Here is a 14122-nt window from a genome sequence, read left to right as displayed (position 1 = left end):
CTCGGCGTCGGCGAAGGTCATCTGCTTCATCGGGAAACTCGGTGGGTGGGGTCGCGGTATTTTGCCAAATCAGAAAGTCTTTTTCAGAGTTTCCCTAATGCGGTCGAATGACTCGACCAGTAGGAGAGCGTTCGGGAGAATTTCTTTTGACTTGATACGTTCAACGAATTTTGCGAGTTGACCAGATTTGAGGTTTTTGCCTTTGAAAGCCGACACGCCCAAATCTTCGTATCGCTCGACTTGTCGAGCTTGGGGGTATTGCTCGAAAAAGCGATTGAGCTGTTCAAGCTGACGAACCTCGCCAAAGCCCAGCGCTTGGACTTTCGATGAAAAACGTATGTAGCTGTATACGTTGATTGTGTCATCGTCTCTGAACACATCAGAGAAGGCTCTGGGCAGTGAATTTCTGATAGTCATATCGTCTCAAACCCTTGTAGATGCTGGATTGTAGCATTTTCTACAAAAAGCCCGCCTCATCGCGGTGATCGGCATGCTGGAGCTGACCCTCAAGCGGGCCGACCACGGGCATCTGGATCGTCCGGCCATCGAAGTGGCCTACAACTCGGCCAGGGACTTGCTGGAGTTGATTGGCGATATCCTCGACATCGCGCGCATCGAATCCGGCCGCTTGAGCCTGGCGCCAGAGCGCGTCAACTTGCGGGAACTGGTCGAGTCGGTGGTGCGGGTGTTCGATGGCCTGGCACGCCAGAAGAATCTCAACCTGTTGCTGGAGTTCAATCCCGGCGGCGAAGAACGTGACGTGCAGATCGACCCCCTGCGCTTCAAACAGGTCTTGTCCAACCTGGTGAGCAATGCCATCAAGTTCACCGAGCAGGGCGAGGTGAAGATCAAGGTAGACCTCCAGGCCACCAGCCAGCCACAGCAGATCCAGATGAGGCTGGTGGTCGAGGACACCGGTATCGGTATCAGCCGGGACGATCAGCAACGCCTGTTCGAGCCTTTTTCCCAGGCCGACAACTCCGGGCACCTGGCCAGGAACGGCGCCGGACTGGGGCTGGTGATCTGTCGCAGCCTGTGCGAGATGATGGGCGGGCAACTGGCCCTGAGCAGCGTGCCCAGTGTCGGCACCCAGGTGTTTGTCTCGTTGCAGATGACCAGCCTGCCACCGGCCTACCCACTGATCGAGCTCAAGCCCGCGACCCAGGATGCGGCGGCGTTGCTGAATGTGCTGGTGGTGGACGACCATCCCGCCAACCGGCTGCTCATGTGCCAGCAACTGGGCTTCCTCGGGCATCGATTCACTGCGGTCCAACATGGCGCGGCGGGCTTCCAGGCCTGGCGCCAGGAGCACTTCGACCTGATCATCGCCGACTGCAATATGCCGGTCATGAACGGCTATGAACTGGCCCGCTCGATCCGGGAGCACGAGCAACGGGAGAACAAAACGCCCTGTATCATCCTGGGCTTCACCGCCAATGCCCAGCCAGAAGAAAAGCAGCGCTGCCGGGATGCGGGCATGAATGACTGCCTGTTCAAGCCCATCAGCCTGACAACACTGGAACGCCACCTGGGAGAGATCACCCCGCTGTCGCCAGCGCGGGTCTTTGATCTCGATAGCCTGAACGCCCTCACCGGTGGCGATCCGCTGTTAAGCCAGCGTCTGTTGGAAGAACTGTTGAGCAGTAGCCGGCGTGATCGCGAGGAACTCATGACCTTGCTCGCACAAGGTGCTTACCAGGACCTGATCGACCAGGCCCACAAGATCAAGGGCGCCGCCAGGATCGTCCAGGCGTGCACACTGGCCGAACGATGCGAGGTGTTGGAACAGGCTGGGGAGGATGCCGACCCGGGGCAACTCGACATTTGGGTCAAGGCCATCGAACAAGCCATGTTCGACCTAGAACAAGTGCTGCAGGAGCAGTTGGACAATCTCGCGCCATCGTAGGAACGGGCTGGCCGGCGATGGTCGTTAACGAAGACATGGGGGGACCTGCCCCCCCAGCCATCGCCGGCAAACCAGCGCCCTCAGCAGTCAGTCAACCGCAGGAAAATCGCGGCCAGCCGCTCGATCCCCTGTTGATCCTCGCCACTGAAACGCGCCAGTCTCGGGCTGTCCAGATCCAGCACCCCAATCAACCGCCCCTGCTTGATCAAGGGCACTACCAGCTCGCTATTGGAAGCACTGTCGCAAGCAATATGCCCGGCAAACGCATGCACATCGTCCACCCGCTGGGTTTGCCGCGAAGCCGCCGCCGCACCACACACCCCTCGGCCAAACGCAATCCGCACACAGGCGATCTGCCCTTGGAAAGGCCCCAGCACCAGTTCTTCATCACGGTTGAGATAAAAGCCCGCCCAGTTCAAGTCATCGAGCTGGTTGAACAGGAATGCCGAAAACTGCGCTGCGTTGGCGATAAAGTCGCGTTCATCGGCCAGCAGCGACTCCAGTTGCGCACAGAGCATGGCGTACCCATCGAGACCGCTGCCCGCCTGTTGCAAATCGATCATGGCTGACGCTCCAGCAATTTAAGCCCCACCCAGTAGCGGGCGAATTGGTAGGCGCACCGGCCGTTGCGATTACCCCGGCCCGTGGCCCAGCGCACCGCCAGGATGTCCAGTGCTTCATCGCGCTGCCACGGCAAACCCGCCTTGTTCGCCAGCTCGCCGATCCAGTGCTCCACCACATCCAGGAAATGCTCCTGGGTGAACGGGTAGAACGACAGCCACAAGCCAAAACGGTCGGACAAGGCAATCTTGTCTTCCACCGCTTCACTGGGGTGCAGCTCACCCTCCACGCGCTTCCAGTTGTCGTTGTCGCTCTGGTTTTCCGGCACCAGGTGACGACGGTTGGACGTGGCATACAGCAGCACGTTTTCCGGGGCCTGCTCCAGCGAACCGTCCAGTACGCTCTTGAGCACACGGTAATCGCCTTCGCCAGCCTCGAACGACAGGTCGTCGCAGAACAGGATAAAACGCTGCGGCAGCTTGAGCAGTTGCTCGACCACACGCGGCAGGTCGGCCAGGTGGTCACGTTCGATTTCGATCAGGCGCAAGCCGGCCTTGGCATGCTGGGCCAGCAACGCACGGACCATGGACGACTTGCCTGTGCCACGCGAGCCCCAGAGCAACGCATGGTTGGCGGGCAGGCCGTCGAGAAACTGCTGGGTATTGCGCGCCAACTGTTCGCGCTGCTTGTCGACCCCAATCAGGTCGGACAGGCGCATATCCAGGCTGACGTCCAGTGGCAGCAGAAAACCGCTACGCCCCTCGCGCTGCCAGCGGGCCGCCAGGCAGTGGTTCCAGTCAACAGCCACGCGAGGCGCTGGCAACAACGGTTCCAGACGAGCAAGCACGGCATCGGCCCGCTCCAGAAAGGCATTCAATCGAGAATCCATGACTATTCCTGTGGCAAGTTCTTGTAAAAAATGGCGTATTGGCAACCCTCACGCAGTCACCAGACGGCTGCACCTGAAAAAACGATTCATACCGGGCAAGGCTGGCGCTGAGGATGTTCAGCTATGCTTGCCGGGCGAAGGGAAACGTAAAGTGGCTCAGCACTCAATGGATATCAAGTTCGCCCACCGCTTGTCTTATAAACAAGCCAGACTGACTGTGCTGGTCGGTTTCGTCTTGGGAACCTTGCTCAGCCTGATCCAGATCGGCATTGATTATGCCAGCGAAGACGCGTCCATCAATCGCGAAATACGCTCCCTGCTTGAAATCAGCCACAACCCTGCTTCACGTATCGCCTACAACATCGACGCCGAACTGGCCCAGGAACTGACCCTGGGCCTGTTGCACTCCCCCGCCATCACGCGGGCACAGTTGATCGACAACAATGACCTGGTGCTGGCTGACGTCGGCCGCCCGCGCAAGGAGAGCCGCTACCGCCCGGTCAGCGACTTTTTGTTCGGCGCCAACCGCCAGTTTGAAGACCGCCTGTACCTCACGCACATGCCTGGGGAATCCCTCGGTGTGTTGCGCCTTGACGTCGATACCTACGCATTTGGCAGCCGCTTCCTGCGCCGCGCAGAGATCACCCTGCTCAATGGCTTCGCGCGCAGCCTGATCCTGACCGCAATCCTGCTGGGCCTGTTCTACGCGATGCTGACCCAGCCCCTGGTGCGGATCATCCGCGAACTGAGCACCCGCCCCCCCGGTAACGCGCCCCAGGCCCGCCTGGATTGCCCAGCGGGGCACGAACACGATGAGATCGGCGTGCTGGTCAACGTCGCCAACCAGCAGTTCGAGAATATGGAGACCGAAATCCGGCAGCGGCGCCACGCCGAGGACCGCCTGACCGAGTACCTTGGCCAACTGGAAGATATTGTTTCGGCGCGTACCACCGAACTCAAGGCAATCAACCAGCGGTTAAGCCAGTCCAACGAAGAACTGGAAGCGTCGAAAATGACCGCCCTGGGCATGGCCCAGGCGCGGGCGGCTTTCCTTGCCAATATGAGCCATGAAATCCGCACCCCGCTCAACGGCCTGCTCGGCATGATCGCCCTGTGCCTGGACAGCGCCCTGAATACCGAGCAGCGCCAGCAATTGTCGATTGCCCATGACTCCGGCAAGGTCCTGGTAGAACTGCTCAACGATATTCTCGACCTGTCCAAGTTCGATGCCGGGCAACTGGAACTGGAGAACATCCCCTTCGACCTCGGCGCCCTGGTGGAGGACACCGCCAACCTGCTGTCGCAGAACGCCGCGCCCAGCGTCGAATTGACCTGCCTGATCGACCCGCAGTTTCCCGCCCAGGTCGTGGGCGATCCGACCCGGGTGCGGCAGATTGTCAGTAACCTGCTGTCCAATGCCTTGAAGTTCACCCGTTTTGGCCGCGTCGATGTACGCCTCAGCGCGCAACCCGATGGCGTGCGCATCGAAGTGTGCGACACCGGCATCGGCATTGCCCAGGAGGCCCAGGCGCGGATCTTCAAACCCTTCACCCAGGCCGGCGCCGGCATTACCCGCCAGTTTGGCGGCACCGGCCTGGGGTTGGCGCTGACCCACAATCTTTGCGAAGCCATGCGCGGCCGGCTGACCATCAGTTCAGAGACCGGCTTCGGCAGCCAGTTCTGCGCCGAACTGCCACTGCCCGCCCACACCCCGGCGCCTCGGCTGGGGCCCTTGACCGGTGACGTGGTGGTGATCAGCGGGGCCAGCAGCGGCCTGGCCGAACTGCTGCACACCCTGCTGCCGCACTGGGGGCTGACGCCGCGCTGCTACACCCTCGACGAGGACTTGACGGGCCTGGCAGCGGATATCCTGATCACCGACTGCCCCGAATGCCTGTTTCGCCTGCGCCCGACCGTCAACGCGCCGATCCTGCTGGTCACCGCCTACGGCAACTTCATGCCCAGCGAAGAAGTGGCCGCCTTGGCGCCCCTGCAACAGCAGGCACGCCCCCTGAGTCGCGCCGCGCTGTATCAGGTGCTGCACCGCACCCTGCGCGCCGACAGCGAACTCGTCCTCGACCTTGCCCAACTGGAGGCCAGCCCGGTGGCCCATCGGGCGCACATCCTGCTGGTGGAGGACAACCTGGTCAATCAACTGGTGGCCAAGGGCATGCTCAGCAAGCTCGGCTGCGAGGTGGTGGTCGCAGCCCATGGCGGCGAGGCGCTCAAGCAATTGGAAGAGCAACGTTTCGATCTGGTGCTGATGGACTGCAACATGCCGGTCATGGATGGCTACGAGGCGAGCCGACAGATCCGCCGCAGCGGGCGCTGGCCGCAGCTGCCGATTGTCGCGCTGACCGCCAATGCCCTGGCCGAGGAGCGCGAACGGTGCCGGGCCGCCGGCATGAACGACTACCTGGCCAAGCCCTTTCGCCGCGAGGAACTCAACGCCCTGCTCGACCTGTGGGTGCCGACTACGACAACCCTCTGACCTGCTGGAGCAACGGGTCATCCAGGGCCAGGGAGACGCCAGGCACGTCGGTCATTTGAGCAGCGCTTCGATCTCTTGGGTCAGTTCCCCGGGTTTGGTGGTCGGGGCAAAACGCTTGACCACCTGAGCGTCACGACCGATCAGGAACTTGGTGAAGTTCCACTTGATGCCCCTGGAGCCCAGCAGGCCCGGCGCGCGCTGTTTCAATTGCACAAACAGCGGGTGGGCTTCGCTCCCATTGACATCCACCTTCTTGAACAGGGGAAAACTGACACCGAAATTCAGCTCGCAAAACTCGGAAATGGCCCCCTCGTCACCCGGTTCCTGCTTGCCGAACTGGTTGCACGGGAAGCCCAGTACCACCAGGCCCTGGTCCCGGTATTGCTGCCAGAGCTGCTCAAGGCCTTTGTACTGTGGGGTGAAACCACATTTGCTGGCGGTATTGACCACCAGGATCGCCTTGCCGGCGAAGTCCGCCAGAGTCTTTTGCTCGCCCTTGATGGTGGTGCAGGGGATGGCCAGCAGGTTATCGCTCATTAGAGACGCCTCAAGAAGTAGAGAAGAAAAACATAGCGAGCAATTCAATTGCACACCATTTAATCAGCCAGCCTGATAACCCAACATCACCCCCCTGCAGGCGCGGGCTTGCCCGCGAAAAACGCCCAGACGCCACGTTTATCCAGGCAGCCCGCCTCGTCGGTTTCAGCGCGGGACCAAGTCCAGGCACACCGAGTTGATGCAGTAACGCAAGCCCGTAGGCGGCGGACCATCCGGGAACACATGCCCCAAGTGCGCATCGCACTTGGCACAGGTGACTTCGGTGCGAACCATCCCGTGGCTGACATCACGAATCTCGATCATCGCGCTGTCCGCAATCGGCTCATAAAAACTGGGCCAGCCACAACCGGCATCGAATTTGGTCTTCGAGTCGAACAATGGCTCATTGCAGCAAATGCAGTGATACACACCGTCGGTCGTAGTGGCGTTGTACTTGCCGGAAAACGGCCGCTCGGTGCCCTTGAGGCGGCACACTTGATACTGCGCCGGGTCGAGCATTTCCCGCCATTGATCCAGGGTCTTCTCCAACTTTTCCATCAATACACCTCGACAACTGAAAAAGCCTGATCTGTGTCTTTTCCATGGATCAGGCGGCACGTATGATTGCGCCTCTTCAAAGCACCAGTCTGGCACCCACGTTATCGGCATTCAAACGTATTTATGGGTCAGGCCACACGCAGGATTCCCAGCACGGTAGTCTTCACACCGTCTGGATCGTTCATTTTCGGGATCACATCGCCATGCAGGTCAGCAAATCGAACAAGCTCGCCAACGTCTGCTACGACATTCGCGGCCCGGTGCTCAAGCACGCCAAACGCCTGGAAGAGGAAGGCCATCGCATCCTCAAGCTGAATATCGGCAACCCGGCGCCCTTTGGTTTCGAGGCGCCGGACGAAATCCTCCAGGACGTGATCCGCAACCTGCCCACCGCCCAGGGCTACAGTGACTCCAAGGGTTTGTTCAGCGCGCGCAAGGCGGTGATGCAGTACTACCAGCAAAAGCAGGTGGAAGGGATCGGTATCGAGGATATCTACCTGGGCAACGGCGTCTCCGAGCTGATCGTGATGGCCATGCAGGCCCTGCTCAACAATGGCGACGAAGTGCTGGTGCCGGCGCCTGACTACCCGCTGTGGACCGCCGCCGTGACCCTGGCGGGCGGCCACCCGGTGCACTACCTGTGCGACGAACAAGCCAACTGGTGGCCGGACCTGGCCGATATCAAGGCCAAGATCACGCCCAACACCAAGGCGCTGGTGATCATCAACCCGAACAACCCGACGGGCGCGGTGTATTCCAGGGAAGTGTTGCAGGGCATGCTGGAACTGGCGCGCCAGCACAACCTGGTGGTGTTCTCCGACGAGATCTACGACAAGATCCTCTATGACGACGCCGTGCACATCTGCACCGCCTCCCTGGCCCCGGACCTGCTGTGCCTGACCTTCAACGGCCTGTCCAAGTCCTACCGGGTGGCGGGTTTCCGTTCCGGCTGGGTGGCCATCTCCGGGCCCAAGCACAATGCCCAGAGCTACATCGAAGGCATCGACATGCTGGCCAATATGCGCCTGTGCGCCAACGTCCCCAGCCAGCATGCGATCCAGACTGCGCTGGGTGGCTACCAGAGCATCAACGACCTGTTGTTGCCCGCCGGCCGCCTGCTGGAACAGCGCAACCGCACTTGGGAGCTGCTCAACGACATTCCCGGCGTCAGTTGTGTCAAACCCATGGGCGCCTTGTATGCCTTCCCACGGATCGACCCGAAAGTCTGCCCGATCCACAACGACGAGAAGTTCGTCCTCGACCTGCTGCTGTCGGAAAAGCTGCTGGTGGTCCAGGGCACTGCGTTCAACTGGCCGTGGCCTGATCACTTCCGCGTGGTGACCCTGCCGCGGGTGGATGACCTGGACATGGCCATCGGGCGTATTGGCAACTTCCTGAAGTCCTATCGCCAGTAGCCTGGCTTTCGCTGTACAACCTGCAACAGGTCGTACAGCGATTATCTGGCAACACATCTCTGCCGAGAAACGCCTGCTGCACCCACCCTCTTCGCCTCGACCCTGTACTTTCCAGCAATCACGGGGTCCAAAGGCTTGCGGACGGCAATTTCTAGCGGCATAAAGGCTCGGAAAATCCCTGCAAGGCTCTACATTCGCGCTGTAGGACACAGTTTGAAATAGTCGCCCGGTTGAATAGCCCACTGCCGCACCTTATATACCCCGCAGTACGCGACATATTAAGCATGAGGAGAATTCTACAACCATGATGCGCATCCTGCTGTTCTTGGCCACTAACCTGGCGGTCGTGCTGATTGCCAGCATCACCCTGAGCCTTTTCGGCTTCAACGGGTTCATGGCGGCCAACGGGGTTGATCTGAACCTCAATCAGCTGCTGGTTTTCTGTGCCGTCTTTGGTTTTGCCGGCTCGATCTTCTCGCTGTTCATCTCCAAGTGGATGGCGAAGATGAGCACCAGCACCCAGATCATCACCCAGCCGCGCACCCGGCATGAGCAATGGCTGTTGCAGACCGTCGAGCAACTGTCTCGCGAAGCCGGGATCAAGATGCCCGAAGTCGGGATCTTCCCGGCCTACGAGGCTAACGCCTTTGCCACTGGCTGGAACAAGAACGATGCTCTTGTTGCCGTCAGCCAGGGTTTGCTGGAGCGTTTCTCGCCCGACGAAGTGAAGGCCGTGCTGGCCCACGAGATCGGCCACGTCGCCAACGGTGACATGGTGACCCTGGCACTGGTCCAGGGCGTGGTGAACACCTTCGTGATGTTCTTTGCACGGATCATCGGCAACTTTGTCGACAAGGTGATCTTCAAGAACGAAGGTGGCCAGGGTATCGCCTACTACGTGGCGACGATCTTTGCCGAACTGGTACTGGGCTTCCTCGCCAGCTCCATCGTGATGTGGTTCTCGCGCAAACGCGAGTTCCGCGCCGACGAAGCCGGTGCCCAACTGGCCGGTACTGCCGCGATGATCGGCGCCCTGCAACGCCTGCGCTCCGAACAGGGCCTGCCGGTGCATATGCCTGACACCCTGAATGCCTTCGGCATCAACGGTGGCGTCAAGCAAGGCCTGGCACGGATGTTCATGAGCCACCCGCCACTGGAAGAGCGGATCGACGCACTGCGCCGTCGCGGCTGACAGGCAACGCAAAAAAGGGGCGATTGAATCGCCCCTTTTTTGTGGGCGCGTGTTTTACAGCCGCGCCAACTGGTAAACCTGCTCTTCCAGCCGTGTGATACCCGCCTGGGCGAACCTGGGGCTCTCGGCCAGGATATCCCGCTGTTCCCGGATCTCCAGGCGCCAGCGTCCGCCCAGCAGCCTGCGGACTTCAGCGTCGCCAATTGCAAACGGCGGGCCTGCCTTTTGGGACTGCTCATAATCCAGGCTGATCAACAGACCACTTTCCACCTGCGGCGCAATCGCCTGCAGATGCGCGACATAGCGCTCGCGCATCGGCAGTGGCAAGGCAATCAGCGCCGCCCGATCGTACAGCGCGGTGCACCCTGCCACATCCTCACCACTCAACTCGAAGAAATCGCCGCACCACAACTCGAGAGTGCCGGCCTGATAGACCTTGAAGCTGCCCCGCTGGCTGACGTGCGCCGCCAGGCTTTGCTCCTGGAAAAACTCTTCCACGGCCTTTTCCGACAGCTCTACCCCCAGGACCTGGTGCCCCTGCTGCGCCAACCACAGCAGGTCCAGGCTTTTGCCACACAGCGGCACCAGCACCCTGGCCTCACTGGCCAACCCGAGGCCCGGCCAGTGTCGCTGCAAATAGGGGTTGACCTCCGGCAGGTGGAAGCCGATCTGATTGTGTGCCCAGCGGTCATGCCAAAAGGTGGAGTCCATGACTAATCCTAAAAATTCGATCAAATAACGCTAAAACTTATATTAGATTTAGATTAATGATCTGATTGAAGATGGTCCCATCTTAACCTTGAGGACCCCGCCCATGCTCCCCAGCCTGTTTATTTCCCACGGCTCGCCCATGCTTGCCTTGCAACCCGGCGCCAGCGGGCCAGCCCTCCAGCGCCTGGCCGCCGACTTGCCACGCCCCAAGGCAATCGTGGTGATGTCCGCGCACTGGGAAAGCCGCGAGCTGCTGGTCAGCGCCAGCCCTGCGCCCGAGACCTGGCACGACTTCGGCGGTTTCCCCCGCGAGCTGTTTGCCGTGCAGTATCCGGCCCCCGGTGATCCGGCACTGGCCCAGCAGATCGTCGAACAGCTCATAGCCGATGGCCTGCAAGCCCGCCTCGACCACCAGCGCCCGTTCGACCATGGCACCTGGGTGCCGCTGTCGCTGATGTACCCGGCGGCGGATATACCGGTGGTGCAGGTCTCCCTGCCCAGCCATCTGGGCCCCGCCCTGCAAACCCGAGTCGGCCAGGCGCTACGCAGCCTGCGCGAACAAGGTGTGTTGTTGATCGGCTCGGGCAGCATCACCCATAACCTCGGTGAGTTGGACTGGCGGGCCGGCCCGGAAAGCATCGAGCCCTGGGCGCGTGAGTTCCGTGATTGGATCGTCGACAAACTCGGCACCCAGGATGAAGCCGCCTTGCACGACTACCGCCGCCAGGCACCCCATGCGGTGCGCAGCCATCCCAGTGATGAACACTTGTTGCCGCTGTACTTCGCCCGTGGTGCGGGTGGGCAGTTCAGCGTGGCTCACCAAGGGTTCACCCTGGGTGCCCTGGGGATGGATATCTATCGATTTGATTAGCAGGCCCCGCTAGATCCAGAGACGGGTGAAAACCCAGGCAAAAAAAATCCCCGAACCAGTCGGGGATTTTTTATGTTCGATCAATCAACCCAAGGGTCGATCAATCTTCGCGATAGCGACGCAGCTTGAGCTGCTTGCCCGCAACGCGAGTGTCCTTCAGCTTGGCCAGCAACTTCTCCAGGCCATCTTCCGGCAGCTCCACCAGGGAGAAGCTGTCACGCACCTGGATGCGACCGATCGCTTCACGTGCCAGGCCACCCTCGTTGAGGATAGCGCCCAGCAGGTTCTTAGCGGCGATGCCATCACGCGCGCCCAGCGCGGTACGGCAGCGAGCACGACCTTCAGCCAATGGAACCGGAGCACGACGCTCACGATCACCACGGTCTGGACGGTCACCGGTACGCTCTGGACGATCACCGCGCGGAGCGTTGTTCGGCACCAGTGGGCGTTCTTTTTCGATCGCGGCCAGGGTCAGGGCCTGACCGTTGGTAGCCTTGCGCAGCAGGGCTGCAGCCAGGGCACGCGGGGTGCAACCGATATCGGCGGTCAGGCGGTCCAGCAGGTCGCCGTGGGTCGATTCAGCATCAGCCACCAGCGGCGACAGGCTGTTGGTCAGTTTCTTGATGCGGGCATCGAGAACAGCCTGGGCATCCGGCAGGCGAACTTCGGCTACTTTCTGACCGGTTACACGCTCGATCACTTGCAGCATGCGGCGCTCACGTGGAGTCACCAGCAGCAGTGCACGACCTTCGCGACCGGCACGGCCAGTACGGCCGATACGGTGAACGTAGGACTCCGGGTCGTACGGCATGTCAACGTTGAACACGTGGGTGATACGCGGAACGTCCAGGCCACGGGCAGCAACGTCGGTCGCCACAACGATGTCCAGGCGGCCATCCTTGAGGGAGTCGATCACGCGCTCACGTTGGTTCTGGGCAATGTCACCGTTCAGCGCAGCGGCTTTGTAGCCTTTGGCTTCCAGGGCACTGGCCAGGTCCAGGGTCGCTTGCTTGGTGCGCACGAACATGATCAGGGCGTCGAAGTCTTCGACTTCCAGCAGGCTCAATACAGCCGAGGTCTTCTGGTCAGCGTGAACCAACAGGTGAGCCTGTTCGATCGCGGTAACGGTCTGGGTCTTGGTCTGGATCTTCACGTGTTGCGGATCGCGCAGATGGCGTTCGGCAATGGCACGGATCGACTGTGGCAGGGTGGCCGAGAACAGCACGGTCTGACGGGTCGGTGGCAGTGCCTTGAAGATGACTTCCAGGTCATCCATAAAGCCCAGCTTCAACATTTCGTCAGCTTCGTCCAGAACCAGGTGGTTCACGGTCGACAGTACTTTTTCGTCACGGCGCAGGTGGTCGCACAGACGGCCCGGGGTGGCGACAACGATCTGTGCGCCATTACGGATTGCTTTCAGTTGTGGGCCCATAGGCGCGCCGCCGTAAACGGCCACAACGGTAACGCCCGGCATTTGCTTGGCGTAGGTTTCAAAAGCGGTTGCTACTTGCAGCGCCAACTCACGGGTTGGCGCCAGGATCAGGGCTTGCGGCTCGCGCTTGGCAGGATCGATGCAGTGCAGGATAGGCAGGGCGAACGCGGCGGTTTTACCGGTACCGGTTTGCGCCTGGCCGATCATGTCCTGGCCGGCCATGATGATCGGGATCGATTGCTGCTGAATAGCCGAAGGTTCTTCGTAGCCGGTCGCGATGACGGCAGCAAGAATGTTCGGGTTAAGATTAAAAGCGGCGAAGCCGCCGGTTTCCTGGGTCATGGGTCTGCCTCTAAGTGCATCCGCAAAGACCCATGCTCCAAAGCTGCGCATGCCGTGTTGAGACTCAAGAGTCGCCCTGGCTGCTTTGTCGGCGGGGATTTGCGAAAACGAATGAATGAAAAAGATTCGTCAAGGGAGAGTCCGCTGTGCGGACGTGCAGCCGAAGCTGACTTCGGGGAATTGCGCTACCTAAACGCGGCCCGGTTAAAGGCCGGCGCGCACTATACCGGAAATCCTTGAAAAAGGGAGCTTTTTTTATCGGAAAAGTCCACTCCACTGCTCTGCGTCACTGGCTTTGCGCATCTTCGCAGGAACGTCTATTTTTCAAAGGCCCGGCCCTGTTGGTTATTGCGCTTAAACGCTTCACCTTTTGCAGCGGACCCTTCGGTCCGAAACTGCCTGTCGCGTCCGAGGATCCCCCCATGAAACACACCAGCAGCAGCCGCGTCAGCCGTGAACTACAAGGGCATGTCCTGTTGCTGGGGCTCGATCGGGTCGCCAAGCGCAACGCCTTTGACCTCGACCTGCTCAACGAACTGAGCCTGGCCTATGGCGAATTCGATCGCAATGAAAACGCGCGGGTGGCCGTGGTGTTCGGACATGGCGAGCACTTTACCGCCGGACTGGACCTGATCAACGTCGCCCACACCATGGCGCAAGGCTGGCAAGCCCCACTGGGAGGCTGCGATCCATGGGGAGTGTTCGCCGGGCCCAGGGTCAGCAAGCCGGTGATCGTGGCCGCACAAGGTTATTGCCTGACCATCGGTATCGAGTTGATGCTCGCGGCGGACATCAACCTGTGCGCCAGCAATACGCGCTTTGCGCAGATGGAAGTCCAGCGTGGGATCTTTCCTTTTGGTGGCGCCACCTTGCGCCTGCACCAGATTGCCGGCTGGGGCAACGCCATGCGCTGGCTGCTGACGGGCGATGAGTTCGATGCCCATGAAGCCCTGCGCCTGGGGTTGGTGCAGGAGGTCATGGCCAGCGAAGACCTGCTGCCCCGGGCGCTGACCCTGGCCAACCGGATTGCCAGCCAGGCGCCGCTGGGGGTGCAGGCTACGTTGATGTCGGCACGCCAGGCGCGAAATGAGGGCGAAACCGCCGCAGCCGCCGGGTTGCCGGCGCTGGTCGAAAAACTGCTTAACAGCGAGGATGCCAAGGAAGGAGTGCGGGCGATGCTGGAGAAACGGCCAGGGGTATTCAAGGGGGTGTGAGCA

12 protein-coding genes and 1 pseudogene are annotated in these 14122 nt (G+C 60.7%); 6 read left to right on the top strand and 7 right to left on the bottom strand.

What is annotated here, in order from left to right:
• Nucleotides 1–69: 69 nt before the first annotated feature.
• Complete coding sequence (locus tag AO268_RS19230) at nt 70–417, bottom strand: recombinase family protein (RefSeq protein WP_257154415.1); 348 nt, start codon at nt 415–417, stop codon at nt 70–72.
• A gap of 61 nt (nt 418–478) precedes the next feature.
• Here AO268_RS19230 and AO268_RS19225 point away from each other — a divergent pair.
• Nucleotides 479–1906 (top strand): annotated as a pseudogene (locus AO268_RS19225) (ATP-binding protein); the annotation flags it as partial.
• A gap of 80 nt (nt 1907–1986) precedes the next feature.
• Here AO268_RS19225 and AO268_RS19220 read toward each other — a convergent pair.
• Both AO268_RS19220 and AO268_RS19215 read right to left on the bottom strand, forming a co-directional pair.
• Nucleotides 1987–2469, bottom strand: a complete 483-nt coding sequence (locus AO268_RS19220; protein WP_099169536.1) for a GAF domain-containing protein — start codon at nt 2467–2469, stop codon at nt 1987–1989.
• The gene (locus tag AO268_RS19215) at nt 2466–3356 is read right to left on the bottom strand and encodes an ATP-binding protein (protein ID WP_099169535.1); all 891 of its coding nucleotides are present in this window, start codon (nt 3354–3356) and stop codon (nt 2466–2468) included. Before AO268_RS19215 ends, AO268_RS19220 begins: the two co-directional genes overlap by 4 nt.
• Nucleotides 3357–3522: 166 nt before the next feature.
• Here AO268_RS19215 and AO268_RS19210 point away from each other — a divergent pair, with 166 nt between their 5' ends.
• Nucleotides 3523–5847, top strand: a complete 2325-nt coding sequence (locus AO268_RS19210; RefSeq protein WP_099169534.1) for a hybrid sensor histidine kinase/response regulator — start codon at nt 3523–3525, stop codon at nt 5845–5847.
• Nucleotides 5848–5898: 51 nt separating this feature from the next.
• Here the strand turns inward: AO268_RS19210 and AO268_RS19205 are convergent, their stop codons facing one another.
• A complete protein-coding gene (locus AO268_RS19205; protein ID WP_099169533.1) occupies nt 5899–6384 on the bottom strand; it encodes a glutathione peroxidase in 486 nt (161 codons plus the stop codon).
• 165 nt (nt 6385–6549) lie between these two features.
• Nucleotides 6550–6942, bottom strand: a complete 393-nt coding sequence (gene msrB / locus AO268_RS19200; RefSeq protein ID WP_099169532.1) for a peptide-methionine (R)-S-oxide reductase MsrB — start codon at nt 6940–6942, stop codon at nt 6550–6552.
• 203 nt (nt 6943–7145) lie between these two features.
• On the opposite strand from msrB, the gene AO268_RS19195 reads away from it, so the two are divergent.
• A complete protein-coding gene (locus tag AO268_RS19195) occupies nt 7146–8357 on the top strand; it encodes a pyridoxal phosphate-dependent aminotransferase (protein ID WP_099169531.1) in 1212 nt (403 codons plus the stop codon).
• 304 nt (nt 8358–8661) lie between these two features.
• Entirely contained in the window at nt 8662–9549 is an 888-nt protein-coding gene (gene htpX / locus AO268_RS19190) for a protease HtpX (RefSeq protein WP_029298042.1), read from the top strand.
• A 54-nt stretch (nt 9550–9603) separates the two neighbouring features.
• Here the strand turns inward: htpX and AO268_RS19185 are convergent, their stop codons facing one another.
• The gene (locus AO268_RS19185; RefSeq protein ID WP_099169530.1) at nt 9604–10260 is read right to left on the bottom strand and encodes a thiopurine S-methyltransferase; all 657 of its coding nucleotides are present in this window, start codon (nt 10258–10260) and stop codon (nt 9604–9606) included.
• Between the two features lie 103 nt (nt 10261–10363).
• Between AO268_RS19185 and AO268_RS19180 the strand changes: the two genes are divergently transcribed.
• Nucleotides 10364–11131 (top strand): DODA-type extradiol aromatic ring-opening family dioxygenase, encoded by a 768-nt coding sequence (locus tag AO268_RS19180; RefSeq protein WP_099169529.1) that lies wholly within the window; start codon nt 10364–10366, stop codon nt 11129–11131.
• Between the two features lie 100 nt (nt 11132–11231).
• Here AO268_RS19180 and AO268_RS19175 read toward each other — a convergent pair whose 3' ends face one another.
• Nucleotides 11232–12905 carry a DEAD/DEAH box helicase gene (locus AO268_RS19175; RefSeq protein WP_017136163.1) on the bottom strand — a complete coding sequence of 558 codons (1674 nt, stop codon included), beginning with the start codon at nt 12903–12905 and terminating at the stop codon, nt 11232–11234.
• Nucleotides 12906–13327: 422 nt separating this feature from the next.
• Between AO268_RS19175 and AO268_RS19165 the strand changes: the two genes are divergently transcribed.
• Complete coding sequence (locus AO268_RS19165) at nt 13328–14119, top strand: crotonase/enoyl-CoA hydratase family protein (protein ID WP_099169528.1); 792 nt, start codon at nt 13328–13330, stop codon at nt 14117–14119.
• Nucleotides 14120–14122 lie beyond the last annotated feature (3 nt).

It is taken from the genome of Pseudomonas sp. ICMP 8385 (assembly GCF_002699915.1).
In the GTDB taxonomy this organism is placed as follows: domain Bacteria; phylum Pseudomonadota; class Gammaproteobacteria; order Pseudomonadales; family Pseudomonadaceae; genus Aquipseudomonas; species Aquipseudomonas gessardii.
Note: the sequence above shows the minus strand (reverse complement) of the source record. Positions and strands in the feature narration are given on the sequence as shown.